At 61.6% G+C, this 26,236-nt stretch carries 18 protein-coding genes; 14 read left to right on the forward strand and 4 right to left on the reverse strand.

The window, feature by feature from the left end; genetic code table 11:
- Positions 1 to 49: 49 nt before the first annotated feature.
- Both PMX70_RS05650 and PMX70_RS05655 read right to left on the reverse strand, forming a co-directional pair.
- Positions 50 to 754 (reverse strand): response regulator, encoded by a 705-nt coding sequence (locus PMX70_RS05650; protein ID WP_118328368.1) that lies wholly within the window; start codon positions 752 to 754, stop codon positions 50 to 52.
- Positions 747 to 3,482: a sensor histidine kinase gene (locus PMX70_RS05655; protein ID WP_271729062.1), complete on the reverse strand. Its 2,736-nt coding sequence runs from the start codon at positions 3,480 to 3,482 to the stop codon at positions 747 to 749. Before PMX70_RS05655 ends, PMX70_RS05650 begins: the two co-directional genes overlap by 8 nt.
- 334 nt (positions 3,483 to 3,816) lie before the next feature.
- Between PMX70_RS05655 and kdpA the strand changes: the two genes are divergently transcribed.
- From kdpA to ligA, 12 genes are all read left to right on the forward strand, one after another.
- The gene (gene kdpA, locus PMX70_RS05660; protein ID WP_271729063.1) at positions 3,817 to 5,640 is read left to right on the forward strand and encodes a potassium-transporting ATPase subunit KdpA; all 1,824 of its coding nucleotides are present in this window, start codon (positions 3,817 to 3,819) and stop codon (positions 5,638 to 5,640) included.
- 16 nt (positions 5,641 to 5,656) lie between these two features.
- Positions 5,657 to 7,711, forward strand: coding sequence for a potassium-transporting ATPase subunit KdpB (gene kdpB, locus PMX70_RS05665; RefSeq protein ID WP_148331707.1), 2,055 nt, complete (start codon positions 5,657 to 5,659; stop codon positions 7,709 to 7,711).
- 12 nt (positions 7,712 to 7,723) lie between these two features.
- Positions 7,724 to 8,314 (forward strand): potassium-transporting ATPase subunit KdpC, encoded by a 591-nt coding sequence (gene kdpC / locus PMX70_RS05670; protein ID WP_148331706.1) that lies wholly within the window; start codon positions 7,724 to 7,726, stop codon positions 8,312 to 8,314.
- Between the two features lie 248 nt (positions 8,315 to 8,562).
- Complete coding sequence (locus tag PMX70_RS05675; protein WP_148331705.1) at positions 8,563 to 10,512, forward strand: NAD(P)/FAD-dependent oxidoreductase; 1,950 nt, start codon at positions 8,563 to 8,565, stop codon at positions 10,510 to 10,512.
- Positions 10,513 to 10,717: 205 nt separating this feature from the next.
- Entirely contained in the window at positions 10,718 to 11,410 is a 693-nt protein-coding gene (locus PMX70_RS05680; protein ID WP_148331704.1) for a GntR family transcriptional regulator, read from the forward strand.
- 124 nt (positions 11,411 to 11,534) lie between these two features.
- Entirely contained in the window at positions 11,535 to 12,557 is a 1,023-nt protein-coding gene (locus PMX70_RS05685; RefSeq protein WP_271739813.1) for a LacI family DNA-binding transcriptional regulator, read from the forward strand.
- Positions 12,558 to 12,599: 42 nt separating this feature from the next.
- Complete coding sequence (locus PMX70_RS05690) at positions 12,600 to 13,094, forward strand: type II toxin-antitoxin system RelB/DinJ family antitoxin (RefSeq protein ID WP_148331702.1); 495 nt, start codon at positions 12,600 to 12,602, stop codon at positions 13,092 to 13,094.
- The gene (locus PMX70_RS05695) at positions 13,081 to 13,452 is read left to right on the forward strand and encodes a HepT-like ribonuclease domain-containing protein (protein ID WP_148331701.1); all 372 of its coding nucleotides are present in this window, start codon (positions 13,081 to 13,083) and stop codon (positions 13,450 to 13,452) included. The genes PMX70_RS05690 and PMX70_RS05695 overlap by 14 nt, the downstream gene beginning before the upstream one ends.
- Before the next feature lie 134 nt (positions 13,453 to 13,586).
- Positions 13,587 to 14,924 (forward strand): glutamine synthetase family protein, encoded by a 1,338-nt coding sequence (locus tag PMX70_RS05700; RefSeq protein WP_148331700.1) that lies wholly within the window; start codon positions 13,587 to 13,589, stop codon positions 14,922 to 14,924.
- A gap of 50 nt (positions 14,925 to 14,974) precedes the next feature.
- Complete coding sequence (locus PMX70_RS05705) at positions 14,975 to 15,637, forward strand: response regulator transcription factor (RefSeq protein WP_089573201.1); 663 nt, start codon at positions 14,975 to 14,977, stop codon at positions 15,635 to 15,637.
- Between the two features lie 208 nt (positions 15,638 to 15,845).
- The gene (locus PMX70_RS05710) at positions 15,846 to 17,306 is read left to right on the forward strand and encodes a S1C family serine protease (protein ID WP_271739812.1); all 1,461 of its coding nucleotides are present in this window, start codon (positions 15,846 to 15,848) and stop codon (positions 17,304 to 17,306) included.
- Between the two features lie 261 nt (positions 17,307 to 17,567).
- Positions 17,568 to 19,796 (forward strand): NAD-dependent DNA ligase LigA, encoded by a 2,229-nt coding sequence (gene ligA, locus PMX70_RS05715; protein ID WP_271743124.1) that lies wholly within the window; start codon positions 17,568 to 17,570, stop codon positions 19,794 to 19,796.
- A 58-nt stretch (positions 19,797 to 19,854) separates the two neighbouring features.
- Here ligA and PMX70_RS05720 read toward each other — a convergent pair whose 3' ends face one another.
- On the reverse strand, positions 19,855 to 20,703 hold the full coding sequence (locus PMX70_RS05720; RefSeq protein WP_271743125.1) for a MerR family transcriptional regulator: 849 nt from the start codon (positions 20,701 to 20,703) through the stop codon (positions 19,855 to 19,857).
- A 54-nt stretch (positions 20,704 to 20,757) separates the two neighbouring features.
- Positions 20,758 to 22,104, reverse strand: coding sequence for an MATE family efflux transporter (locus tag PMX70_RS05725; protein WP_271743126.1), 1,347 nt, complete (start codon positions 22,102 to 22,104; stop codon positions 20,758 to 20,760).
- 315 nt (positions 22,105 to 22,419) lie between these two features.
- Between PMX70_RS05725 and PMX70_RS05730 the strand changes: the two genes are divergently transcribed.
- Positions 22,420 to 24,195: an ABC transporter ATP-binding protein gene (locus PMX70_RS05730; RefSeq protein ID WP_271743142.1), complete on the forward strand. Its 1,776-nt coding sequence runs from the start codon at positions 22,420 to 22,422 to the stop codon at positions 24,193 to 24,195.
- The gene (locus tag PMX70_RS05735; protein WP_271743127.1) at positions 24,188 to 26,086 is read left to right on the forward strand and encodes an ABC transporter ATP-binding protein; all 1,899 of its coding nucleotides are present in this window, start codon (positions 24,188 to 24,190) and stop codon (positions 26,084 to 26,086) included. Before PMX70_RS05730 ends, PMX70_RS05735 begins: the two co-directional genes overlap by 8 nt.
- The last annotated feature ends 150 nt before the right edge of the window (positions 26,087 to 26,236 follow it).

Here is a 26,236-nt window from a genome sequence, read left to right on the forward strand (position 1 = left end):
AAAGGCCTCATCTACTCCGTATTCCACCGCAACTTTTTTGTGGGGTGGGCTAGAGACGCTGCATGCGGTACCCGACACCCATGTGCGTCTGAATCATCTTGGGGTGAGAGGGGTCTGCCTCGATCTTCTTGCGCAGGGTGCGCATGAACACGCGCAGGCTCGCCAGATCGCTGTCCCAGCTCGTGCCCCATATCTCGCGGGTGATGAAGGTGTGGGTGAGCACCTTGTCGACGTTTTTCGCCAGAAGGACGAGCAATTTGTACTCGGTTGGGGTGAGCGAGAGCTCGCGTCCGTCTTTCGTCGCGTATCCCGCGGCGTAGTCGATATGCAGCGGACCGTTGTCGAACGTGCTCGCTTCTGTCGACTCGCTCGACGCCATCGAGGAGCGCCTCAAATTCGCACGGACGCGCGCGAGCAACTCATCCACAGAAAAGGGCTTGGTGAGGTAGTCGTCTGCCCCTGCGTCAAGTGCTGCAATCTTGTCGGAATCTTCGGAGCGCGCCGAAATGACGATAATGGGGACTGCCGACCAGCTTCTGATCTTCGTGATGACCTCGATACCGTCAATGTCGGGAAGGCCGAGGTCGAGCATGATGAGGCTGGGACCGTGCGACACCGCATCCATGATGGCAGCCTGGCCGTTGCAAACCTTGCTCACGACGTAGCCGTGGAGGTCAAGCGCGGTCGAAACGAGGTTTTGAACGGTCAGGTCATCTTCGACCAGGAGGATGCGTGGCTTAGCGGCATTATTCATGAATCTCGATCTCCTCGGCGGGCAGGGTAAAACGGAAGACGGCCCCATGGGGGTGGTTGTCGCGAACTTCGATGACGCCGCCATGTGCCTCCACGATGGAGCGGCAGAGCGACAGCCCAAGGCCGATGCTTCGACGCGAATCCACGGGCTGCGTATTGCTTGAGGTGAAGAAGCGCTCAAAGATATGAGGCTTGTCGCAGTCTGCCACACCCGGCCCATCGTCTGCGACGTCCACCACGACGAACGCACCCTCGCGACGTGCGCTGATGGTGACAGTCGAGTCCTCGGGCGTGTATTTGAAGGCGTTCATGATGAGATTCGTAAGCACCTGCATGATGAGATGGACGTCGATGCGTACCAGCAGGATGTCGTCAGTGTGCTCGATGGTGACGGCACGTCCATGCGATGCTTGGGCGACATGGCTGAGGGCGGCCTCGATGACCTCGTCGATGAGCTCGGATGTTAAGTTGAGGCGAATGGTGCCGTCCTCGACGCGTGTGATGGCGAGGAGGTTCTCCACGGTATCGATAAGCCAGAGGGAGTCATCGTAGATGGCATCGGCAAGATCGCAGCGTTGTTCGAGGCTAAGCCTCTCGTCGCTCTTCCGAAGGATTGCCGCAGATCCGGATATAGCCGTGAGGGGTGTCCTCAAATCGTGGCCGATGGAGCGCAAAAGGTTGGCGCGCAGCTGCTCGTTTTTCGCCAAGACCGCAGCCTCTTCGCGCTCTTGCGCCGCCCGGTCACTTTCGAGCGCCAAGGCGCATTCACCTACGATAGATAGGACGATCGAATGCTCGAAGGCTTCGATCTCGCGCCCCTCCAGGTCGATGCCGATGACACCGAATACCTTGTCGCCGGTGCGAACCGCGAGGTAGAGACAGCGCGCCTCAGGCAGGGTCCGCGTGCTTGCGCCCGCGCGCTTGTTGTTGGTGTAGGTCCAGGTTGCAACGGCGCGCTCGTAGTCGGTGAGCAGCGACGCGGATCGGTTTTCGGTGCCAGCGGACTCATAGAGCGCCTTGCCGAGCGTGCCGTGTTCGGCGGTGTAGAAGACCACGTCGAGTTTTAGCAGTTTGACGAGTTGGTTCATGGCGACGCGGGCACACTCCTCCGCGCTATGGGCTTGCTGCAAGAGCTGGTTCGTTTCGAGGAGTACGCGCGTTTTGAATGCGTTCTCGGCGGAGGTACGGGCGTTGTCGGCGATGCGCGCAGTTAACTCGCCGGCGACCATAGCGGTAGCGAACATGATGCCGAACGTGACCAGATAGCTTCGGTCGTAGCTGGCGAGCGAAAACAGAGGCGTGACGAAGCAGAAGTTGTAAAGCACTACAGAGAGTACGCTCGATACGATCGTGCAGATACGCCCCGTCGTGGTGACGGCGGTCAGCAGGGCCGTGAGGATATAGAGGGATATGATGCTGGAATCGGCAAATCCCAGATGGCGGAAAGCCGTGCCGATCGCCGTGGCGACAAGAGAGAGGGCCAGCGTGCGAAGCACGTCTCGGCTGCTGGGCGGCTGCAGGGCGACCGCGCGGCGGCGTCCTTTGGGCCGGGAGGGCGGAGTCGACTGGTCTGGAATGATGTAAATGTCGAGGTTCGGGGCGAATGTTATGAGCTGTTCTACGAGAGATTTGCGGCCGAAGAGGGCCTGACGGACGCTGCTGCGCTCGCCCGTGCGCCCCATGACGATCTTCGAAATACCCGACAGGCGCGCGAACTCGGAGATCTGAAACGCGATGTCGTCGCCATAGACGGTTTCCATATGTGCTCCGAGCTGCTCGGCTAGGGCGATATTGGCTGCAAGCTTGGCGCGCTCATCATCGCTCATGGCTTGCGTGCGCGGGCTCTCTACGAACAGGGCGACGAGCTCGCTGCGAAACGCTTTCGCCATGCGTGCGGCGGCACGGACGATGCGGGGATTGGTCGGCGCCGGGGAGACACAGACTAAGATACGCTCCCTGGTGTAGTAGTCACGGTTTCCCAGCACGCGTGCGGCATCTGTGAGGTGGCCGGTGCGATCGGCGCAGCGGCGCAGCGCGATTTCTCGGAGTGCGGTGAGGTTCTCGACGGTAAAAAAATGCTGTTGCGCTCGGTCGGCTTGTGCGGGACGGTAGACGAGGCCGGCGCGAAGGCGCTCAAGTAGGTCTTCGGGCTCTATGTCGACGAGCTCGACCTGGTCGGCATCATCGAAGATACGGTCGGGGATTCGTTCGCTCACGACAACGCCGGTGATGGATGCAACCATGTCGTTTAGGCTCTCGATGTGCTGAACGTTCACGGTCGTATAGACGTCGATGCCCGCATGTAGAAGTTCCTCGACGTCTTGATAGCGTTTGTCGTGGCGAGACCCCGGCGCATTCGTATGGGCAAGCTCGTCGACAAGGATGAGCTGAGGGGCGCGTTCGATAGCCGTATCTAGATCGAACTCGCTGAGCGCAATGCCGTTGTGCTCGATGAGTTTACAGGGCACGTTCTCAAGCCCTTGTGCAAGATGGGCAGTTGCCGGACGTTCGTGCGGCTCGATGTATCCCGCGACGACATCGACACCTCGCCGCTTGGCGGCGTGGGCGGCTTGAAGCATCGCATAGGTTTTACCTGTGCCAGCAGCGTAGCCAAAGAAAATCTTGAGGTGTCCCCGGCTGGTTCGAGCGTCGTCGGCGACCTCGTCTTTCTCAATTGCCTTGAGGATGAGGTCTGGATTGACGCGAGTGTCCGATGCGTCGCGCTGCATAGCGTAGCCTTTCTGAAGCGTTGTCCATGCGTGCATACGCGGTGAGGGCGCCGCTGTATGCTCGCGAGGTCGAGTATAGGCGCACTGCAGCAGCAATAGTGCTTTCTACCTGCATCTTTACGGCATCTTAAGGTCGTGAGCCCCAGCCCTCACGCCTCTTTAATCCCTAGAAGCGTTTACTGTCCCCAGGCGCTTGCGAGAGCAGGCGTCCGAGGCATCGGACCGCGCGTGAAAGGGGCGGTGAATGGACATCCTCATTCCCATCATCGGAGTCGTCTGCATTGGACTCCTTATCTATTACATCTACATTCTGATGAGGAGTGATTCGTAAACTATGGACGCTGCGATTCAGTACATCTTGTACTTTGCCGTGCTCGTCGTCCTGGCCGTTCCGCTCGGTCGGTTCATGGCCCATATCATGGATGGTGAGCATACGTTCCTGTCGCCTGTGATTGCTCCTGTGGAGCGTGGCGTCTATCGTCTGCTTCGCATCGACGCGGCAGAGCAGATGGGGTGTAGGCGCTATCTGGCGAGCGTGCTGGTCTTTTCGGGGATCGGCCTCGTGGCTCTTGTGGCACTCCAGGTGCTTCAGTCCTTCTTGCCAGGCAATCCCCAGCACCTGCCGGGTGTGTCATGGAACCTGTCGTTCAATACGGCTGCTTCCTTCATAACCAACACTAACTGGCAGTCCTACTCCGGTGAGACCACCCTGTCCTACCTTGTGCAGTTCATGGGTCTCACCGTGCAGAACTTCGTTTCCGCCGGCACCGGTATCGCGGTCATGTTCGCGCTGATCCGCGGCTTCCGTCAGGTCAAGGAGCAGGGTCTGGGTTCCTTTTGGGTCGACCTCACCCGCACCGTCCTGTACGTGCTCATCCCGCTGAACCTCGTGTTCGGCATCTGCCTGGCTGCCGGTGGCGTCATCTCCAACTTCCAGCCGGCTCAGAAGGCTGAGCTCGTAGAGCCCGTCGCTGTCCAGCCTAATGCAGACGGCGGCTGGAGCGTCATCGACGGCGCCGAGATTGAGGGCGACACGGTCAAGGTCGACGGCAAGGTTGTCGAGGGCGCACGCGTGGTCACCGAGCAGTTCCTGCCCCAGGGTCCCGCGGCTCCTCAGGTCGCCATCAAGCAGTCCGGCACCAACGGCGGCGGCTTCTTCGGCGTGAACTCCGCTCATCCGTATGAGAACCCCAGTGCCTTCACCAACATCATCGAGATGACCAGCCTGCTGCTGATCCCGGCCGCCTGTTGCTTCACCTTCGGTATCGGCGTCAAAAACACCAAGCAGGGCAAGGCCATCTTTGCCGCCATGTTCATCCTGCTGGTGATCTTCACCGGCATCATCGCCCTCAACGAGCATGCGGGCACACCGCAGCTGGCCGATGGCGGAGCGGCCAACATCGAGATGACCGACGGTCAGGCCGGCGGCAACATGGAGGGCAAGGAGAGCCGCTTCGGTATCGCCTCCTCTTCCACCTGGTCCGCTTTCACGACGGCTGCTTCCAACGGCTCGGTTAACTCCATGCACGACTCCTACACCCCGCTGGGCGGTTTTGTCCAGATGCTCCAGATGGCTCTGGGCGAGGTCGTCTTCGGCGGCGTGGGCTGCGGCCTGTACGGCATGATCGGCTTCGCCATCCTCACGGTGTTCATCGCCGGCCTCATGGTCGGACGCACGCCTGAGTTCCTGGGCAAGAAGATCGAGCCGGGCGAGATGCGCTGGGCAGTTGTCCTGTGCCTGGCAACTCCGTTTGCCATTCTGGTGTGCTCGGCCATCGCCTGCATGGTGCCCGGTCTTGCCGACCAGCTCAACAATGGTGGCGCGCACGGCTTCTCCGAGGTGCTGTATGCCTTCACCTCATGCGGCGGCAACAACGGCTCGGCGTTTGCAGGCATGAACTGCAACATTCCCTGGATCAACGTCATGCTCGGCCTCGAGATGCTGTTCGCCCGCTTCATGCCCATCATCGGTACGCTGGCTATCGCCGGCTCGCTGGCCAAGAAAGGTAAGGTCGCCGAGAGCGCCGGTACCCTGTCTACCACCAACGGCATGTTCGTATTCCTGCTCGTGTTCATCGTTCTGCTGATCGGTGCTCTGAGCTTCTTCCCGGCCCTGGCGCTTGGCCCCGTTGCCGAGTTCTTCCAGATGATTGCGTAAAGGAGGGCGCAGATTTATGGCTATGCAAAAAGACATGATGGGCCGCGCGGTCCGCGACTCGTTTGCCAAGTTGGATCCTCGCGTCCAGATTCAAAACCCGGTCATGTTCCTGGTGTGGCTTTCCGCCGTCATGACCTCCGTCCTGGCCGTCGCTTCCATCTTCGGTGTGCAGGACGCGGGTGTGCCCACTTACTATGTGGTCGCCATCGCGGTCATCCTGTGGCTCACCGACCTGTTCTCGAACTTCGCTGAGGCGCTTGCCGAGGGCCGCGGTAAGGCCCAGGCCGATTCCCTGCGTGCGGCCAAGAAGGATGTCGAGGCCCATCGCATCGAGTCCGTTGAGGACAAGGAGCACTTCACCGTCGTTCCCGGCACCGAGCTCACGCGCGGCGACCTGGTGATCGTACGCGCCGGCGAGCAGATTCCGGGAGACGGCGATGTCATCGAGGGTGCCGCCTCGGTTGATGAGTCGGCCATCACCGGCGAGTCTGCACCCGTGGTTCGCGAGGCTGGCGGCGACCGCTCTGCCGTTACCGGTGGTACCACGGTGCTGTCCGACTGGATCATCGTCAAGATCTCCAGCGAGCCCGGCCAGAGCTTCCTGGACAAGATGATCGCGATGGTCGAGGGTGCCGCGCGTAAGAAGACCCCTAACGAGATTGCTCTGGAGATCTTCCTGGTGGCCCTCTCCATCGTCTTTATCCTGGTCACGTTGGCCCTGTATTGTTACTCCTGCTTCTCGTCCGGTCTTAACGACATGGTCAACCCCACGGCCGTGACCACGCTCGTGGCGCTGCTCGTGTGCCTGGCTCCCACTACCATCGGCGCCCTTCTGTCCGCCATCGGCATCGCCGGCATGAGCCGTCTGAACGAGGCCAACGTGCTGGCCATGTCCGGCCGCGCCATCGAGGCCGCCGGCGACGTCGACATCCTCATGCTCGACAAGACCGGCACCATCACCCTGGGTAACCGCCAAGCCGCCGAGTTCATCCCGGTCGACGGCGTCGATCCCGCGGAGCTGGCCGATGCCGCCCAGCTTTCCTCGCTGGCCGACGAGACCCCCGAGGGCCGTTCCATCGTCGTGCTCGCCAAGGAGCAGTTTGGGCTGCGCGGCCGCACACTCGAGGATAAGGGCATGGAGTTCATCCCGTTCACCGCGGCAACGCGTATGTCCGGCGTGAACTACGAGGGCAATGAGATCCGCAAGGGCGCTGCCGATTCCGTGCGCACCTATGTGGAGGCAGCCGGCGGCGTGTTCTCCCAGGAGTGCGACGACGTCGTCGAGCGCATCGCCAAGGCCGGCGGCACCCCGCTGGTCGTGACCAAGAACTGCCGCGTGCTGGGCGTTGTGTACCTCAAGGACATCATCAAGTCCGGCGTTAAGGAGAAGTTCGCCGACCTGCGCAAGATGGGCATCAAGACCATCATGGTGACGGGCGACAACCCGCTCACCGCCGCGGCAATCGCCGCCGAGGCCGGCGTTGACGACTTTCTGGCCGAGGCCACCCCTGAAGGCAAGCTCGAGAAGATCCGCGAGTTCCAGCGTGAGGGCCACCTGGTCGCCATGACCGGCGACGGCACCAACGACGCGCCCGCTCTGGCCCAGGCCGACGTCGCCGTGGCCATGAACACGGGCACCCAGGCTGCCAAGGAGGCCGGCAACATGGTCGACCTCGACTCCAGCCCCACCAAGCTCATCGAGGTCGTGCGTATTGGCAAGCAGCTGCTCATGACCCGCGGTTCGCTCACGACCTTCTCGGTGGCCAACGACGTGGCGAAGTACTTCGCTATCATCCCGGCCCTGTTCTCGCCGATCTACCCGGGCCTTGGCGCGCTCAACATCCTCGGTCTGGCAAGCCCGCTGTCCGCGGTTCTTTCGGCCATCATCTATAACGCGCTCGTTATCGTCGCGCTGATCCCGGCCGCGCTGAAGGGCGTTAAGTATCGCGAGGTCCCGTCCGGACAGCTGCTGACCCACAACCTGCTCGTGTGGGGTCTGGGCGGCATCGTTGCCCCGTTCGTATTCATCAAGCTCATCGACATGCTGCTCGCGTTATGCGGCATTATGTAAGTGGAGGTTTGTATGTTCAAAGGTGTTACATCGCGCGCACTGGGCGTGTTCGCGCTGTTTACCGTTGTCTGCGGCCTGGGCTATACGCTCGTCGTGACCGGCATCGCCCAGGTTGCGTTCCCGTATCAGGCGAACGGTTCGCTCATTACGGTCGACGGCAAGGTTGTGGGTTCCGAACTCATCGGCCAGAACTTTGATGACGAAGCCCACATGTGGGGTCGTATCCAGAACGTGTCAATTGTCGAAGGCGAAGACGGCGAGCTCATGGCGTATGGTGTCCCGTCCAACCTGTCCCCGGCGAGTGAGGAGTATCGGCAGCTGATAGATGCGCGCGTGAAGAAGATCCGCGCCGCCAACCCCGATGCCGATATGGACGCCGTGCCCGTCGATCTGGTGACGTGTTCGGGGTCCGGTCTCGACCCGGAGATCTCTCCGGATGCCGCCGAGTACCAGGTTCCGCGCCTTGCCAAGGCCACGGGCAAAAGTGAGGACGAGGTGCGCGACATCATCGCCGCGTGCACCAAGGGCCGTTTCCTCGGCGTGTTCGGCGAGCCCACGGTCAACGTGCTCAAGGTGAACCTTATGCTGGACGGCGCGCTGTAGGTGAGGAAGTGGCGGATGAGGGCATGACTGACTATCTGAGCCCTCAATTCCACCCCGCCCATCAGTTGCGGTGAAATACGGACTGTTTTGCCTGTCAAAAGCTTCATCTACTCCGTATTCCACCGCAACTTTTTTATGAGGGTCGGGATTGAAGGTGGGGAGTGCGAGCGAGTGCGAATGCGGCGGTTACTGATACGATAGGTACGTTAGCAACTGCCGCCGAGCGGCTCAAACGAAAGGAACCCTGTATGGAGTCCTCCGCCTATCCAATGCTCTTTAGCCCGATCAAGGTCGGTACGACCGAGGTCAAGAACCGCGTCTTTATGCCGCCGGTGTCCACCAACCTGGCCGATCATGGCTATGTGACCGACGACTTGGTCGATCATTACCGTGCCCGCGCCAAGGGCGGCGTGGGCCTGATCATCACCGAGGTCGTGACGGTCGAGCCCACCTATACCTATCTGCCGGGTGACATGTGCTGCTACGACGACACATTTATCCCCGGCTGGGAAAAGCTCGCCGCGGCCGTCCACGAGTATGGCTGCAAGATCATGCCGCAGCTCTTCCACCCCGCCTACATGGCCTTTAACATTCCGGGCACGCCGCGCTTGATCGCTCCGTCCTTTGTGGGCCCGTCCTATGCCCGCGAGGCGCCGCGCCCCATTACGGTCGACGAGATCCACGAGCTCACACATCAGTTTGGCGATGCCGCTGTGCGCATGCAGAAGGCTGGCGTCGATGGCGTCGAGGTCCATGCGGCGCACGCTCACGGCATGCTTGGCGGCTTTTTGACCCCGCTCTACAACAAGCGCACCGACGAGTACGGTGGCTCGCTCGACGCCCGCATGCGCTTCCTGCTCGAGGTCATCGCCGAGATTCGCGAGCGCTGCGGCAAGGACTTCATCATCGACGTCCGTATTTCGGGCGACGAGTACACCGACGGCGGCCTGACCCTCAACGACATGATCTACGTCTCGCGTCGCCTGGAGAAGGCCGGCGTCGACATGATTCACGTGTCGGGCGGCACCACCATCAAGCGCGGCTCTGCGATTCCCGCCGCCGGCACGCAGCAGGCCTCGCACGCCGCCTGCTCGCGCGAGATCAAAAAGCACGTCAACATTCCCGTCGCCACCGTCGGACGCATCAACGAGGCCTGGATTGCCGAGGAGCTAATTGAGGACGGCGCTGCCGACATCTGCATGATGGGCCGTGCCAATCTGTGCGATGCCGAGTTCTGCAACAAGGCTGCTGCCGGTAACGCCGACGACATCCGCCCCTGCATCGGTTGCCTGCGCTGCCTGAACGGCATCATGTTTGGCAAGCGCATCTCCTGCACCGTCAACCCGGACGTGGAGCGCGACGAGGCTGGCTACGAGCCTGCCGCCGAGGCAAAGAACGTGCTCGTTGTGGGTGCTGGTCCTGCGGGTATGGAGGCAGCCTACATTGCCGCCAAGCGCGGTCATAACGTGGTGCTCGTGGATAAACAGGACGAACCGGGTGGCGAGATGCGCATCGCAGCCGTGCCGCCGGCAAAGCAGGAGCTCACCCGCGTGATCAAGTATCAGTACCGTCGCCTGGCCGAGGCCGGCGTCACGTGCGTCTTTGGCACCGAGCTCTCGGCCGAGAACATTCAGCGCGACTACGCGGGCTACGAGGTTGTCCTGGCTTATGGCGCCGAGCCCATCGCTCCGGCCTTCATGCAGGGCTTTAAGCAGGTTATGACGGCCGACGACCTGCTGGGCGGCAAGGCTTTCCCGGGTAAGAAGATCGTCATTGTGGGCGGCGGTACCGTTGGCTGCGAGACGGCCGATTACCTGGCCCCGCTGGTAAACGACCTGTCGCCGGCCAATCGCGATGTCACCGTCATCGAGATGACCAAGACGCTCGCCGCCAACGAGGGCGGCGCCGGTCGTGCGGTGCTTATCACGCGCATGCTCTCCAAGGGTGTCCACGTGCTGACCGAGGCCAAGGTGACCGAGATTACCGAGGACACTATCAGCTACGAGAAGGACGGTGAGATTCACACCATCGCCGATGCCGATACGCTGGTGCTTGCCATGGGCTACCGCCCCAATACCAAGCTGGCCGATGACCTTGCCGCTGCCGGCGTTGCCATCCACGTGCTGGGCGATGCCCAGAAGTGCGGAAACATCCGCGACGCCATTGGCGACGGCTACAAGATTGCCTGCGAGCTCTAATCAATCCCTTGGCGCATGAGGAGGGGCGTCTCTGCGCCATCCGATAGCAAAACAGCGGTGGTGTCCCGGGTTTCGGGATGCCGCCGCTTGCTCTTGTGATCCTGGCGACGCGAGCGCACCCCATTTCACCTCAGCTGAAGGAATGGGGGATGCGATAGTATTACGGGTGATATTCGACAAACCGTGGGCTTCATCCGAGGGCTTTATGGAACAACACCAGCATTATCAGAGCCTGCAAGACCAGGCATACAACGCACTGCGCTCCAAGATCATCTATGCTGAGCTCAGGCCCGGCACGCGCCTTTCGGCGATTGGTCTGGAAAAGGAGACGGGGATCGGGCGCACGCCCATTCGCGAGTCCTTTGTGCGCCTGCGCGAGCAAGAGCTGGTGGAAACGCGTCCCAAGAGCGGCACCTACGTCTCTAAGATCAGCATGGAACACGCCGAGAATGCCTGTTTCTTGCGCGAGAAACTCGAGAGAAGCGTGCTTATTAAATGCTGCTCTGCCGCCACGCCCGAGCAAAAGCATCGGCTCGAGCAGATTCTTGCCGAGTCCGAGTCGCTCGACCATAGCGAGACGCGTCGCTTTTTCGATCTGGACAACCTGTTTCATGAGACGTGTTTTGAGATTGCCGGTCGTCACATGCTGTGGAATTGGATGAAGAGCGTCAACACGCATTTTGAGCGATACAACTGGTTGCGTATGGTGTCGCAGGACCTGGATTGGGAGCCGATTCGTCGGCAGCATCGCCGGATTCTCGAGGCCATTAAGAGGGGCGATACCGACACGGCGAGCTATCTGGCAGAGACGCACTTGCACCTGATGCCCGAGGAGCAGGGCCCGGTTATCGCCTTGCATCCCGACTACTTTGAGCTGTCCAAAGACTCGTCTATCTAGCCCATCACTGCATCTGCTCGAGACGCAAAAACGATGCTGCTCACCCACAGCGTTTTGCAACTGAGAATTTTAAAAAATGCCTAAAATGGCTCAGACTGCCGACAATTGGGAAACGGGGTGCGCTATGGCGCAGATGAGAATCAAGGACATTGCCGCCGAGGCGGGCGTGAGCCCGGCCACGGTCTCGCGCTATCTCAACAACCGCCCCGGGCAGATGACCGAGGAAACCCATGCTCGCATCGCGGCAGTTATCGAGCGCACCGGCTATCGTCCACGTGCCGCCGCGCGCAATCTGCGCAGCTCGCGTACCAACCTCATCGGCGTGATCTTGGCCGACATTGCTAACCCGTTCTCCAGCGCCATGCTCGAAGGGCTTTCCGCCAGCGCCGCCGCGCGCGGCTGCTCGCTCATGACGGCCATTAGCGGCAACGACCCCGCCAAGGAGGCAGAGTCGCTCACCAGACTTATCGATGCCGGTGTGGACGGCCTGGTCGTCAATACCTGCGGAGGCAACGACAAGGCGATCGCCGAGGCTGCGGGACGCCTGCCCGTCGTGCTGCTCGACCGCGATGTTGCCGACGGCGGTGTCGATCTGGTGACCTCTAACAACCGTGAGCTGGTCGCCGGCCTGGTAGACGCCTTGGCCTCTGCGGGCAGCGAGCGCCTGTGCCTGCTCACCGAGGCAAGCGACGACAGCCCCGTGCGTCGCGAACGCGCCGAGGCGTTTGCCGACGAGCTCTCGCGCCGCGGCCTGGCCGGCGAGGTCGTCACCTTGGCGGACGGTGGTGTCGAGGGTGTCAGTCGCCTGGACGAGACCATCCGCGGCTATGCGGGTAAAAAGCTCGGCCTCATTGCCGTCAACGGCTTGGTTTTCCTGCGCCTGACCGAGGCGCTGGCCCAGCTGGGGCCCTCGTTGCCGGCGGGTCTCAAGATCGCAACGTTTGACGATTACCCCTGGAACCACGTGCTCTTTGGCGGTGTGACCACGGCCGCGCAGGACACCCTCACCATTGCCGAGCGCGTAGTCGAGCGCCTGTCCGAGCGCATCGACGTCGTTACCACTACGGTGGGCGATGCCGCAAAGCTCGCTCCCAAACGCATCGAGGTCCCCGGCCACATCGAGCACCGCGCTTCGACCTCGCGCTAATCTGTGTGATAATATATAGACAATGTCATACAGGAGGTACCCATGGCTGCGTCTGTGCTGAGTGTGCGAGTGGACTCGTCAATTAAAGATTCATTTGCCGAGCTGTGCGAAGAACTTGGCATGACTTCGTCTGTTGCGGTCAATATGTTTATGAGACAGATGCTGCGCGAGCGCTCGCTGCCGTTTGTTCCTTCACTCGGTAAAAGCTCTGCGAGCGAAAGCGCTGCGGCGGGCATTTTGGATACTGCTCAGATTGAGTCAGCCGTCCGTGAGGCGGCCAGCCCGATTCCCGCCATCAAAACCGTGATTCTATTTGGCTCGTATGCCCGTGGCGAAGCGCGTGCCGATAGCGATATCGACTTACGTCTCGAAGTCGATCGCGATCAGGGCTTTGGTCTTTTCGCGTTGTCGGCATTCGGCGAGGCGGTGCGCAAAGAAACTGGGAGGCAGGTTGACCTCGTCTCGAGCGACCATCTTGATGGCGATCTTGCCGCGGTAATCGAGCGCGAAGGAGTGATCCTTTATGATCGCGCGTAAGTCAGACTGTCTCCGCGCCCAAGAGGTCTTGGATGCCATCTCTGAAACGAACGAGCGCATCAAGGCCTTTGGTATCACCGAGGACCAGTTTCTGCATGCAAATGACGTGCGGACGAGGGCGTTGGCGGACTCCCTTTTGATGTGTGCGCTTAGGGTGACGGAAGAAGCGGGCAAGTTGTCGGAACGCTCGCAGCGGCTTCATCCCGAAATTGAGTGGCGTGGAATTATCGGCATGAGAAATTACCTCGCGCATGATTACGGCAATGTCGACCGTTCGGTTGTTTGGGATGCAGTGACGATGGAGTTCCCGGCGCTGGAACGAGCCTGTAGGCAAATTGCCTCCGAATCTGAACGCTAGCCGCTCATTCGCAACGGCCTCCGCGCCCACGTTTTTTGAGCGCTTGATACGCTTTAACCCTGCGGAAACATTTTTCTGCGATAGTATCTGCGATATAGACCAGTCGAAACCCGCCCGAAAGAAAGGGGAGCGACATGAACCAGCAGAACATCGATTACGTACTCCGCTCCGTAGAGCAGCGTGACATCCGCTTTGTGCGTCTGTGGTTTGTCGACATTCTCGGCCGCCTCAAGAACTTTGCCATTAGCCCCGAGGACCTCGAAGTCGCTTTTGAGGAGGGTATTGGCTTTGACGGCTCCGCTATCGAGGGCTTTGCCACGCCCGAGGAAGCCGACATGCTCGCATTCCCCGATGCTTCAACCTTCCAGATCCTGCCGTGGCGCCCGAGCCACAACGGCGTCGCCCGCGTGTTCTGCGACGTGTGCACTCCCGATTGCAAGCCGTTTGCCGGCGACCCGCGCGACGCTCTGCGCCGCATGTTCCGCAAGGCCGAGAAGGCCGGCTATCTGCTCAACGTGGGCGCCGAGCTGGAGTATTACTACTTTCCCGACGAGCACACGCCCGAGCCGCTCGACAACGTGGGCTACTTCGATCTTTCGGTGAGCGATGCCGCCCGCGACCTGCGTCGCAACACGGTCCTCACGCTCGAGAAGATGTCCGTGCCCGTGGAGTACACCTTCCACGCCGCCGGCCGCTCGCAGCACGGCATGAGCTTGCGTCACGCCGAGGCCCTGAGCATGTCCGACGCCGTCACCACGGCCAAGCTCATCATTAAGCAGCAGGCCTACGAGAGCGGTTGCCACGCTTCCTTTATGCCCAAGCCGTTGGCGGGCGAGGACGGCAGCGCCATGTTTTTGCATCAGTCGCTGTTCGACCACGACGGCAACAACGTCTTTTGGGGCGAGGACGACGAGAAGTACCACCTCTCCGAAATCGCCAAGCACTACATGGCCGGCATCTTAGCGCACGCGCGCGAGATCAGCGCCATCACCAACCCCACGGTCAACTCGTACAAGCGCATCACCACGGGTGGCGACTCCGTGCCGCAGTACGCCACGTGGGGCCTGCGCAACCGCGCGAGTATGGTCCGCATCCCGGTCTACAAGCCCGGCAAGCCGCTGTCCACGCGCATCGAGCTGCGCAGTCCCGACCCCATGGCCAACCCGTATCTGGTCAACGCCGTCACGCTGGCGGCTGGTCTGGACGGCATCGAGCGCAAGCTGGAACTCCCGCCCGAGGCCACGGCCGAGACGCTCAAGCTTACCGACCGTCAGATGGTCGAGGCCGGCTACGCGCCGCTGCCTCGCTCGCTCAAAGAGGCGCTCGACGTGTTTGAGGACTCGCAGTTTATGAAGGATGCTCTCGGCGAGCACATCCACAGCTTCTTCCTCAAAAAGAAGCGCGACGAGTGGCATAAGTTTGAGTCTACGATCACCGAGTGGGAGATCAAGCACTACCTGGCGAACTCCTAATCGCGCTGGCTTGTTCCAGTACGATTGAGCTCATTTCTTTGGAGGCCGATATGTCCGATAAGAGTGCCCTGTTCATGGCGCGCACGACGCGCTTCCACGAGTTTGCCCGCAGCTTGACGACCACCCTGGGTGTCGAGGTGAGTCTGGCCACTCCCGATTCGCCGACTGCGGCGCACGACTTTGACCTGCTGATCCTCGATTCCGATGGCATCCGCAGCGACCGCATCGATCAGATTGCCAAGTGGCTTGACGATCGCGGCGGTGTCCCCATGTTGGTGATCGTCGACGATGAGGCGCTCGGCACCTTGCGCCTGCCCAATCACGCGCATGCCGACTTTGTGTGCCCTACGGCGACGCCCAACGAGCTCAAGGCTCGCGCGCAGCGCCTGATGGGCGAGGAGGAGACCGTCACCGCCGACGATGTGCTCAACATCGATAACCTCGAGATCAACCTGGCTACCTACCAGGTGACACTCGATAACGAGCCCATCGACCTGACGCTGATGGAGTACTCGCTGCTGAGCTTTTTGGCGACGCACCCCAACCGCGCCTACAGCCGCGAAGTACTGCTGCACCGCGTGTGGGGCTTTGAGTACTGCGGCGGCACGCGCACCGTCGACGTGCACATTCGACGCATCCGCTCCAAGGTGGGCCCGCAGATCGCGGCACACATCACCACCGTCCGCGGCGTGGGCTATCTGTTTAAGGACTAGATTTCCACCACAAAGGGGACAGACACCTTTGTGGTGGTTTTGACGCAGGTGCGGGCTCCTTTCGAGTTTGCAGCAGAACTTAAGCCTTCCTAAAAGATTGCGTTCTCGTACACGTACGCCCGCATATTGGGGTACAACTCAACGTGAACAATGATGGCCCGCCACGTGTTTGGCGGGCCTTTGGTTATTTGACGAAAGGATCGCAGCTATGAGCGAGAACGATTCCCAGCGTCCCCAAGATGTTGGCAATGCCGGCGAGACTCAGCAGCAGCCGCGCGTGCAGGTGGAGTCGACGCCTGCCGGCAGCAACATTCCCTACGTGCAGGCCTATGACACACAGACCGGCCAGCCGCTGGGCGGTCAGCAGGTCGTGAACAAGCACACGGTGGTCAAGACCAAGACCAAAAAGCTGCCGATCTTTATTACAGCGCTTGCCGGCTGTGCCTGCGGCGCCCTGCTGGTCATCGCGCTCATTATGAGCGGTACGCTCGATATCGGTGGCGGCAAGAATGCCGTGACGGCGGGCGCTTCGGGTTCGTCGACGCAAAAGATTACGATCGACTCCGAGGACACCACGTTGGCCGAGGCCGTTTCTGCCAAGGCCCTGCCCTCCGTCGTTTCCATCACCGCCACTTCGAGCGGCAGCCAGAATGGCTCGCTTTCGCAGTCTGCCGACGAGTCGGACAACTCGGGCAGCGTCGGCTCGGGCGTTGTGCTCGATACCGAGGGCCACATTCTTACTAACAACCACGTGGTCGATGGCTACGATCAGTACGTGGTGACCATGGACGACGGCACCACCTACGAGGCCGAGTTCGTGGGCAACGATGCTTCGAGCGACCTGGCCGTCATCAAGCTCAAGGATGCAGACGCCTCCAAGCTCACCCCGATCGAGATCGGCGACTCCTCCAAGCTCAACGTGGGCGAGTGGGTCATGGCGATCGGTTCGCCGTTCGGCAACGAGCAGTCTGTCTCCACCGGTATCGTCTCGGCGCTCTACCGCTCCACGGCCATGAGCTCTACCAACGGTAACACCATCTATGCCAACATGATCCAGACCGATGCCGCCATCAACCCGGGCAACTCCGGCGGCGCGCTCGTCAACGACAACGGCGAGCTGGTAGGCATCAACTCGCTCATCGAGAGCTACTCAGGTTCCAGCTCGGGTGTTGGCTTTGCTATTCCCGTTAACTACGCCAAGAACATTGCCGACCAAATCATCGACGGCAAGACGCCGGTTCATCCGTACCTGGGAGCCACGCTTTCGAGCGTCAACGCGCTCAACGCCCGTACCAACAAACTGAGCACCGATAGCGGTGCCTACGTGGCGAGCGTTGTCGAGGACGGTCCCGCTGCCAAGGCTGGTATCCAGGAGGGCGACGTCATCACCAAGCTGGGCGACGACGAGATTACGAGTGCCGACGGCCTGATCATCGCACTGCGCAGCCACGAGGTGGGCGAGAAGGTCGAGATTACGCTCATGCGCGGCAAGGAAGAGAAGAAGGTCACCGTCGAGCTGGGCTCCGACGAGGAGCTGCAGAACCAGCAGCAGGACGACAGTTCGACCGACACCGGCAACGGCGGTATTACCGATGAACAGCTGCGCCAGTATCTTGAGGAGCTACTGGGCCAGCAGGGCCAGGGCCAGGGCTACGGCCAGGGTTACTAACGGGCCGCATCACATAGCTTGAAGCCAGAGGGGGCTGTCCCGCCAACGCGGGACAGCCCCCTCTTTTCCTATTGATCCGTTGGGGACGGAGGAAAACGGATTGCTTGGGGCTGACAAGAGGCCTGGTTCGTAATGGTCTGAACTAACTGTCCACCCCGGTCCGGCGGCTGCCGATTCGGTGCGGTTTGAGACAGCTATTCGGCGCCATGGTGACCGGTGGTACTCTTGTATCCGTTTGAAATCGAGCGAAGGAGTGCCGCTATGGAGCAATCGAGCCTGTTTGGTGACGGTGTGGATATCGATACCAAAACGCCCGCGAGCGCGGATGCCGCCGCACCGACCGACGCCCGTGCCCAGGCGGCAGCGCGCGCGGCCGAGCTGCGCCACGAGCTCGATTACCACGCCTACCGCTACTACATGCTCGACGCGCCCGAGATCACGGACGCCGCCTTCGACAAAATGCTCGTTGAGCTGCAGGAGATCGAGGCGGCCTATCCCGACCTGGTGACGCCCGACAGCTATACCCAGCGCGTGGGCGGCTACGTGAGCGAGCAGTTTACGCCGGTCACGCACATGGCACGCATGTATTCCATGGACGATGCCATGGATCTGGACGAGCTCGACGCGTGGCTCCAGCGCGCCGAGGACGCGCTCGGTGCCGGCAGCGTCACCTATACCTGCGAGCTCAAGATCGATGGCCTGGGCGTGGCCCTTACCTACCAAAACGGCACCTTTGTGCGCGCCGCTACGCGCGGTGACGGCGCCACGGGCGAGGACGTGTCGCTCAACGTGCGCACCATCAAGGATGTGCCCATGCACCTGTCCGAGCCGGCGCTCGCCCACATGGGCGCTGACCGCGAGCGCGCCATCGAGGTGCGCGGCGAGGTTTACATGCCCAAGGGCAGCTTCGTGCGCCTAAATGAAGAAGCCGATGCCGAGGGCCGCGACCCCTTCGCCAACCCGCGCAACGCCGCCGCCGGATCGTTGCGCCAGAAGGATCCCAAGGTCACGGCGCGTCGCGACCTGGCCACCTTCATCTACGCCATTGCCGATACCGATCCGCTGCACGTCCACAGCCAGCGCGAGTTCCTCGACTGGCTGCGCACCGCCGGTTTTAGCGTCAACCCCAACGTGGCACGCTGCGCCACGCCGGCCGAGGTCCACGAGTTCTGTGCCCAGGCCCTCGAGCATCGCGGTGACCTGGACTACGACATCGACGGCGTGGTCGTAAAGGTTGACAGCTTCCAACAGCAGCTCGACCTGGGCTTTACCGCCCGTGCGCCGCGTTGGGCCATCGCCTTTAAGTTCCCGCCCGAGGAAAAGCAGACCGTCCTGCGCGAGATTCGCATCCAGGTGGGCCGCACCGGTGTGCTCACGCCGGTCGCTGAGTTCGACCCGGTGACGGTCGCCGGCTCCACCATCGCGCGCGCCACGCTGCACAACATCGACGAGATCCGCCGCAAAAACGTGCGCGAGGGCGACACTATCATCGTGCACAAGGCAGGCGACGTGATTCCCGAGGTCGTGGGCCCCGTGCTCGACAAGCGCCCGGCCGACAGCGTTGACTGGCAGATGCCCGAGGTCTGCCCCGTGTGCGGCAGCCCCGTGGTGCACGAGGACGGCGAGGTGGCCTACCGCTGCGTGTCCATCGACTGCCCCGCACAGCTCAAGGAGCGCCTGCTCCACTGGGTGAGCCGCGGTTGCATGGACGTGGACGGCCTGGGCGACGAAATCGTCGACAAGATGATCGCCGCCGGCCTTATCCACGATGTCGCGGACTTCTACCAGCTCACAGTCGACGACATCGCCGGCCTGGACACGGGCCGCGTGTATGCCAGCTCCAACAGCAAAAAGGGCGTCAAGAAGGGCGACCCCATTCCGGTGGGCCTCAAGACGGCCGAGAAAATCATCGCCGAGCTCAACAAGTCTAAGAGCCAGCCGCTCGGTCGCGTGCTGTTTGCCTTGGGTATCCGTCATGTGGGCAAGAGTGTGGGCGAGGTCATTGCCGAGCGATTCCTGTCGATTGACAAGCTCATCTTGGCGAGCGAAGAGGACATCGCCGAGTGCGAGGGCATCGGTCCCAAGATTGCGGCGAGCGTCAAGCAGTTCCTGGCCGTGCCCGAGAACCTTGCCGTGCTGGAACGCCTGCGCCAGGCGGGCCTGTCGCTCGAGGTCGACTTGGGCGCCGCGCACGCGCAAGCCGCAGCCGACGCTGGCGTGGCAGGCGAGCTTGCCGACGCACAGCCACTCGCGGGTCTGACCTTCGTGCTCACCGGCACACTCGTCAACCGCACCCGCGACGAGGCGGGCGCGGCGCTCAAGGTGCTTGGCGCCAAGGTTTCGGGCAGTGTGTCAAAGAAGACGAGCTATCTGGTCGCCGGCCCCAAAGCGGGCTCCAAGCTCGCCAAGGCCGAGCAGCTGGGCGTGCCTGTATTGGATGAGGACGCGCTCGAGCAGATCCTGGCGACTGGTGAGGTGCCCCAGGCTTAGCGCATCGATAGCCAAATTGAAGAACCACCCGAAAAGCATGATGCCTTCCAGGCGGTTCTTACTTTGCTGGGGCAACCGGCACCGTGATCTGCGTCACGTAGGTTGCTGGGTCGTCGCTGATGATGTCGTCGATGAGAGCGATCTCGCGTGAGGGACCGGCGGGTGTCAGGCCGTGCTCGCGCATATAGCCGAGCAGCTGCTCGTAGCGTGGGGCTGCTTGCCCGTGCGTGCCGCGGAAGCTTATGGTCAGGCAGCGCGCGGCAGGTCGCGTCTCAACATCGCCCAAGTAATCATCGGTGTCATCGAGCAGCAGAAAGACCTCGTCGTAGCCATCAAAATCGCCGGCGGCGAGGCGTTCGGGCGCGATGCCCACACCCAGATTGCCCAGATAGGCAAAGGTTTCGTGCTGCCCCTGCTGAAGCTGGCGGATATGCCATCCCAGTGAATAGGCGTCGGTGGGATTGACGCGCTCGTGCAGCGCGGCGCAGCGAAGTTCGGGTTCCTCGATTTCGCTAATGGTGTCGAGATCAGCATTCAAAGCGCCATGAAGCAAGGCAAGCCGCTGGTCAATCTTGCGCGACATGCGCTCCAGCTCACGCCGCTTGCGCTCAATTAACTCCTGTTGCTTGGTCAGTTGCCGTTGCATCAAATCCATATCGCGCGTAGTGACAAACTCGCGAATCTGCGCCAGCGGCAAGTCGAGAACGCGCAGGTTGCCGATGGTGTTGAGCGTGGAGAGCTGTCGCGTTCCGTAGTAGCGGTAGCCACTCGCCTGATCGACATATGCCGGCTCCAACAGTCCCATCTGCTCATAATGACGCAGTGTGCCCACGCTTAAATTGAGCAGGCGCGCCACCTCGCCAATGCGGAGCAGGCCCTCGGTGTGTTCACTTGGCGTGTCGGTCACAGGACCGCTCCTTTCGGTAAAACAGGGGAGAGGCGCTAGGCCTGCGTCGCCTCGCTACGCCACCAGCTTGTCAAAAGTTCCGCGGCGGTTGAGCACCGTAAACGCCACCACACAGATGGTCGCCGACAGAATCGACCCGCACGGCGAGGCGATGCCCATGGGAAACAGCGTGTCGGAATAGGCGTTCGACAGCAACCATGCACCGGGCACGCGAATGAGTACCACGGCCAGCACGTTGTGCGCAAAGCCGATGTAGCTCTTGCCATACGCAGCGAAAAAGCCGCTAAAGCAAATGTGGATGCCGGCAAAGATTGCATCGAAAATATAACTGTGCATATAGCCGGTACCGGCCGCGACCACCGCGGGGTCCTTGGCAAAAAAGCCAATAAACGCCGGCGCCACCAGCCACATCAGCACCGTGATCAGGCAGCCGTACACCACCGAGATCGTCATGGCGTCCTTGAGTACCTGACGCGCGCGGTCGCCCTTGCCCGCGCCGGCGTTTTGCGCCGTGAGTGCGCTGACGGTGGCACCCATGGAACTCGGCACAATGAACAAAAAGCTGATCATCTTCTCGACCAGGCCCACGGCGGCGGCGTCGACCAGACCGCGGTGGTTGGCGATGACGGTGATAAACATAAACGCCACCTGGATGCAGCCGTCCTGCACGGCCACGGGCACGCCGATTTTAAGAATGCTGCCGAGCACCTCGGGCTGGGGGCGCAGGTCGCTGCGCTTAACGTGGATGTTTGTGCGACGGCTCTTAAGCCACACGAGCGCGAGGGCAACGCTGGCCGTCTGCGCGGTCACCGTGCCGAGCGCTGCGCCTACGGGGCCGAGCCCCATGTGGCCGATAAACAGAAAATCGAGTGCGATGTTGATGATGCACGCCACGCCGATCACGTACATGGGCGAGCGCGAATCGCCCAGCCCGCGAAAGATGGCCGAGAGGATGTTGTACGCGGCGATAAAGGGAATGCCGATAAAGCAAATGCGCAGGTAGGCGGCGGTGCCTTCGACCGCCTCGGCCGGCGTGCCAATGAGCGCCACGATCTGCGGGCACAGTGCGAGCAAGGCAGCGGCCAGTACCACCGAGACACCCATAAACAGCGTGATGGTATTGCCGATGGCGGTCTCGGCGCGGTCGAAGCGGCGCGAGCCCACGGCGTGGCCGACGATAACCGTCGTTCCCATGGCCAGGCCCACGAGCGTCACGGTAATGATATAGAGCGTCTGCGCGCCGTTGCCCACGGCGGTGATGCCGGCGGCGCCGCTAAACTGTCCCATCATGTACAGGTCGGCCATGCCGTAGAGCATCTGCAAAAAGTACGAGAGCATATAGGGCAGGGCAAAGACCGCGATGGTCTTGAGGACATTGCCGCGTGTGAGGTCGTGTTCCATGGGCGGGGCGCTTTCTGGCTGGGTTTGTTTTGCTACCAGTGTAGTGAAAACCCTACAACGATTGTAGAGTCAAGGTTTATGTTGGCAGTGGGGCGAAAAAGTCACGCACGCGTTCATTTCCAATTGAATACAGGGGCGCGTCCTGCGAGCTTGGTGCCTGCACTAGCCTTGCAGAAATCGATTTCGGAACACTTGACAACGCCGCACGGCGCGCCATAATACGTGGGTTTGCGAACAACGTTTGATGGGGGATGAACCTGCGTGCGCAATCTCAAGATTCTGTTTTCCTATCTGGGGGCATACCGCCGCGATGCCATGCTCGGCGTGCTCTTTGTGACGGCCGAGACGGCGCTCGAGCTGTTTATCCCGGTCATCATGGCAAATATCATCGATGTAGGCGTGCCCGCGGGCGACATCAACTACATGCTGTTGCAGGGCGCGTATATGCTGGTATGCGCCGCATGTTCGCTGCTGCTTGGCTTGGGCTATGCACGCACGTCCGCCCGCGTTGCCTCGGGGCTGGGCGCTAACCTGCGCGAGGCGGAGTACCGCAAGATCCAGACGCTCGCTTTTGGCAATCTGGACAACTACGACGCCAGCTCGCTGGTCACTCGCATGACCACCGACATCACCGTGATTCAAAACGCCGTAGGTAACGGTTTCCGCCCCATGGTGCGCGGGCCGGTAAATCTGATTATGGGCCTCGTCTACGCTTTTGCGCTCTCGCGCGAGCTCGCGGCGGTCTTTGCCGTCATTCTGCCGATGCTCGCCATCGTGCTCGGTATCATTACCGTGCGCGTGAGCCCGCTCTACCGCCAACTCCAGATCTCGATGGACCACCTTAACGGCGTGGTGCAAGAGGACCTTACCGCCGTGCGCGCCGTGAAGGCTTACGTGCGCGCCGAGCACGAGTGCGACAAGTTCGACACCGTCAATACCGAGCTCGCCGGCACGGCGACAAAGACTTTCGGCACCGCTGTGCTCAATCTGCCGGTGTTCCAACTCTCGATGTACGTGGCTGCGCTCTCGATCCTGTGGATTGGCGGCCGCATGATCATCGAAGGTCGCCTGGGCGTGGGCTCGCTCACGGGCTTTATGAGCTACGTGCTGCTGATCATGAACTCGCTCATGATGATTTCCAACGTGTTTTTGCTGCTCACGCGCGCTCTCACGAGTGTGGGCCGTATCGCAGAGGTGCTCGATGAAGAGCCCTTTATCGCCAACCCTGCGGGAGACCTCGCGACTGCGGCACCAGCGGACGGCAGTATCGAGTTTCGCGACGTTTCCTTTAAATACCGCGCGGATGCAGCCGAGGATGTGCTCGAGCATATCGACCTTCGCATTGAGAGCGGCTCGACGGTGGGTATCCTCGGCGGTACGGGTTCGGGCAAGAGCTCGCTTGTGCAGCTGATTGCGCGCCTGTACGACGCCACCGAGGGCGCCGTGCTTGTGGGCGGACATGACGTGCGTGACTACGACCTGGCTACCTTGCGCGACGCGGTGGGCATTGTGCTGCAAAAGAATGTGCTGTTCACGGGCACCGTGCGTGAGAACCTGCAGTGGGGCAATCCGCAGGCGTCGGACGATGAGCTCCTCGCGGCTTGCCGCGCGGCGTGCGTGGACGAGTTCCTTGATCGCATCGGCGGGCTGGACGGCGAGTTAGGCCAAGGCGGCGCCGGTGTTTCGGGTGGCCAGAAGCAACGCCTGTGCATCGCGCGCACGCTGCTCAAGCATCCGCGCGTGCTCATTTTTGATGACTCCACCAGTGCGGTCGATATGGCGACCGACGCCAAGATCCGCGAGCATATCGCTCGGATTCCCAATACGACGGTGATTGTCATCGCCCAGCGCATCGCGAGCGTCATGGATGCCGATCGCATTGTGGTGTTGGACGACGGTCGTGTCCACGGCGTGGGCACGCACGAGGAACTGCTGGCGGGCGACAACATCTACCAGGAGATTTACGCCTCGCAGATGGAGTTTGCGGGGAACGCGGACGCCGCCGGAGGCAGCGACGATGGCTGCGCGAACGATCCGTTTTTCTCCGTCCCCGGCGGATCACCCCTGGAAGGGGGTGAGCGTCATGCCTAAGACCGCAGCCCAAGCACGCCCGGCCGACCTCAAGCGCACGGTGCGCCGCTTGCTCTCCTACATGGGGCATGCCAAGTTCTCGTTGCTCGCGGTGGGCGTGCTCGCCTCCGTCGCCGCCATCGCGAGCCTCGCCGGCACCTACATGGTGCGCCCCATCGTTAACGGTTTGGCCACGGGCGGGGAGGAACTGCTTGCCAAGCAGGTCATCCTGACGGCGATCATCTACGCCGCGGGCGTGCTCTCGGCCCTGGGCTACTCACAGATCATGGTGCGCGCAGCCCAGCGCGTGGTGTCCGATATTCGCCGCGACCTGTTCGCGCACATCCAGACGCTGCCGCTGAGTTACTTCGACAGCACGCGCTCGGGCGACATCATGAGCTTCTTTACCAACGACGTCGACACTGTCTCCGAGGCGCTCAACAACAGCTTTGCCAACGTGATTCAGGCGAGCATCCAGATGGTCGGCACCACGGCCATGCTCATCATCCTCAACTGGCAGCTCACGATTATCACGCTCGTGTGCGATGTGGCCATTGTGCTGTATGCGCGCTACTCGGGCACGCGCTCTAAGCGTTTCTTTGCCGCCCAGCAGGCATCGCTTGGCGACCTGGACGGATATATCGAAGAGATGGTCTCGGGTCAAAAGGTCATCAAGGTCTTTAATCACGAGGCAGCGAATGTCGCCGGCTTCACCTGCCGCAACGACGAGCTTCGCCGCACCGGCGCTGCCGCCGTGAGCTATGCCAACTCCATGGTGCCCATGACCGTCGTGATTGGCTACGTCAACTATGCTATCGTCGCCGTGGCGGGCGGCATGCTCTGCATCAAGGGGCTCGCCGACGTGGGCGCGCTTGCAAGTTACCTGGTCTTTGTACGCCAGGCGGCCATGCCCATCAACCAGTTTACGCAGCTGGGCAACTTCTTGCTCAATGCGTTGGCCGGCGCCGAGCGCTTGTTTGCCGCGATGGACCTTGAGCCCGAGGTGGACGAGGGCCGCGTGGAACTGGTGCAGACGGGCGATGCCGCGTGGGCGTGGAAGATTCCCGAGGGCCAGGGCGTGGGCGCGTACGGGCACCTGCATGATGTGGCTGCCGTTGATGAGTCGGGCCGCGCGGTGGCTGCCGACGGTACCGAGCTCACGTGCGGCTTGGTCCCGCTTGCCGGCGACGTGCGCTTCCATGCCGTGGACTTTTCCTACGTGCCGGGCACCCGCGTGCTCACGGACCTCAACCTGTTTGCCAAGCCGGGGCAAAAGATCGCGTTTGTGGGCTCGACGGGCGCCGGAAAGACGACCATCACCAACCTCATCAACCGCTTCTACGAGGCCGACTCCGGCGAGATCACGTACGACGGCATCGACGTCAAGCACATTGCCAAGTCCAGCCTGCGCGGGTCGCTCGGCATTGTGCTGCAAGACACGCACCTGTTTAGCGGCACCATTGCGCAGAACATCCGCTTTGGCAAGCTCGACGCGACTGACGAAGAGGTGCGCGCCGCTGCCGAGGCAGCCTGCGCCGACTCGTTTATCCGCCGCCTGCCTAGAGGGTACGACACGCCGGTCACGGCCGATGGCGCCAACCTGTCGCAGGGCCAGCGCCAGCTGCTCGCCATCGCGCGCGTGGCCGTCGCCGACCCGCCGGTGCTCATCCTGGACGAGGCCACGAGCTCCATCGACACGCGCACCGAAAAGCTCATCGAGCGCGGTATGGACCGCATCATGCGCGGACGCACCACGTTTATGATCGCGCACCGCCTGTCCACCGTGCGCGATGCCGACGCGATTATGGTCCTCGAACACGGCCGCATCATCGAGCGCGGCACGCACGAAGAGTTGCTCGCCCAGCACGGCGAGTACTGGCAGCTGGCGCATGGCTTAAAAGAGTTGGATTAACCCGTTCGAGCACGATGCTTTGAGCCCTCCGTGCCCCCTCACCTCGTCTCAAACCATCACATCATTCGACGTTTTTTGCCAAAATCGGGAAAAGCATCGAATGTTGTGATGGTCTGTGTGTTGAGGATGGGCTTGGGAAGTTCGTTTTGC

The sequence above is a fragment of the Collinsella aerofaciens genome (assembly GCF_028206795.1).
Classification (GTDB): Bacteria; Actinomycetota; Coriobacteriia; order Coriobacteriales; family Coriobacteriaceae; genus Collinsella; species Collinsella aerofaciens_AX.

What these genes read in the sequence shown, in the direction of transcription:
- PMX70_RS05730 (WP_271743142.1), top strand. Translation starts at nt 22,420, where the DNA reads ATGCTCGGCGTGCTCTTTGTGACGGCCGAGACGGCGCTCGAGCTGTTT.
- PMX70_RS05685 (WP_271739813.1), top strand. Translation starts at nt 11,535, where the DNA reads ATGGCGCAGATGAGAATCAAGGACATTGCCGCCGAGGCGGGCGTGAGC.
- PMX70_RS05725 (WP_271743126.1), bottom strand. Translation starts at nt 22,104, where the DNA reads ATGGAACACGACCTCACACGCGGCAATGTCCTCAAGACCATCGCGGTC.
- PMX70_RS05690 (WP_148331702.1), top strand. Translation starts at nt 12,600, where the DNA reads ATGGCTGCGTCTGTGCTGAGTGTGCGAGTGGACTCGTCAATTAAAGAT.
- kdpA (WP_271729063.1), top strand. Translation starts at nt 3,817, where the DNA reads ATGGACGCTGCGATTCAGTACATCTTGTACTTTGCCGTGCTCGTCGTC.
- ligA (WP_271743124.1), top strand. Translation starts at nt 17,568, where the DNA reads ATGGAGCAATCGAGCCTGTTTGGTGACGGTGTGGATATCGATACCAAA.
- PMX70_RS05735 (WP_271743127.1), top strand. Translation starts at nt 24,188, where the DNA reads ATGCCTAAGACCGCAGCCCAAGCACGCCCGGCCGACCTCAAGCGCACG.
- PMX70_RS05680 (WP_148331704.1), top strand. Translation starts at nt 10,718, where the DNA reads ATGGAACAACACCAGCATTATCAGAGCCTGCAAGACCAGGCATACAAC.
- PMX70_RS05705 (WP_089573201.1), top strand. Translation starts at nt 14,975, where the DNA reads ATGTCCGATAAGAGTGCCCTGTTCATGGCGCGCACGACGCGCTTCCAC.
- PMX70_RS05655 (WP_271729062.1), bottom strand. Translation starts at nt 3,482, where the DNA reads ATGCAGCGCGACGCATCGGACACTCGCGTCAATCCAGACCTCATCCTC.
- PMX70_RS05675 (WP_148331705.1), top strand. Translation starts at nt 8,563, where the DNA reads ATGGAGTCCTCCGCCTATCCAATGCTCTTTAGCCCGATCAAGGTCGGT.
- kdpB (WP_148331707.1), top strand. Translation starts at nt 5,657, where the DNA reads ATGGCTATGCAAAAAGACATGATGGGCCGCGCGGTCCGCGACTCGTTT.
- PMX70_RS05695 (WP_148331701.1), top strand. Translation starts at nt 13,081, where the DNA reads ATGATCGCGCGTAAGTCAGACTGTCTCCGCGCCCAAGAGGTCTTGGAT.
- PMX70_RS05710 (WP_271739812.1), top strand. Translation starts at nt 15,846, where the DNA reads ATGAGCGAGAACGATTCCCAGCGTCCCCAAGATGTTGGCAATGCCGGC.
- PMX70_RS05650 (WP_118328368.1), bottom strand. Translation starts at nt 754, where the DNA reads ATGAATAATGCCGCTAAGCCACGCATCCTCCTGGTCGAAGATGACCTG.
- PMX70_RS05700 (WP_148331700.1), top strand. Translation starts at nt 13,587, where the DNA reads ATGAACCAGCAGAACATCGATTACGTACTCCGCTCCGTAGAGCAGCGT.
- kdpC (WP_148331706.1), top strand. Translation starts at nt 7,724, where the DNA reads ATGTTCAAAGGTGTTACATCGCGCGCACTGGGCGTGTTCGCGCTGTTT.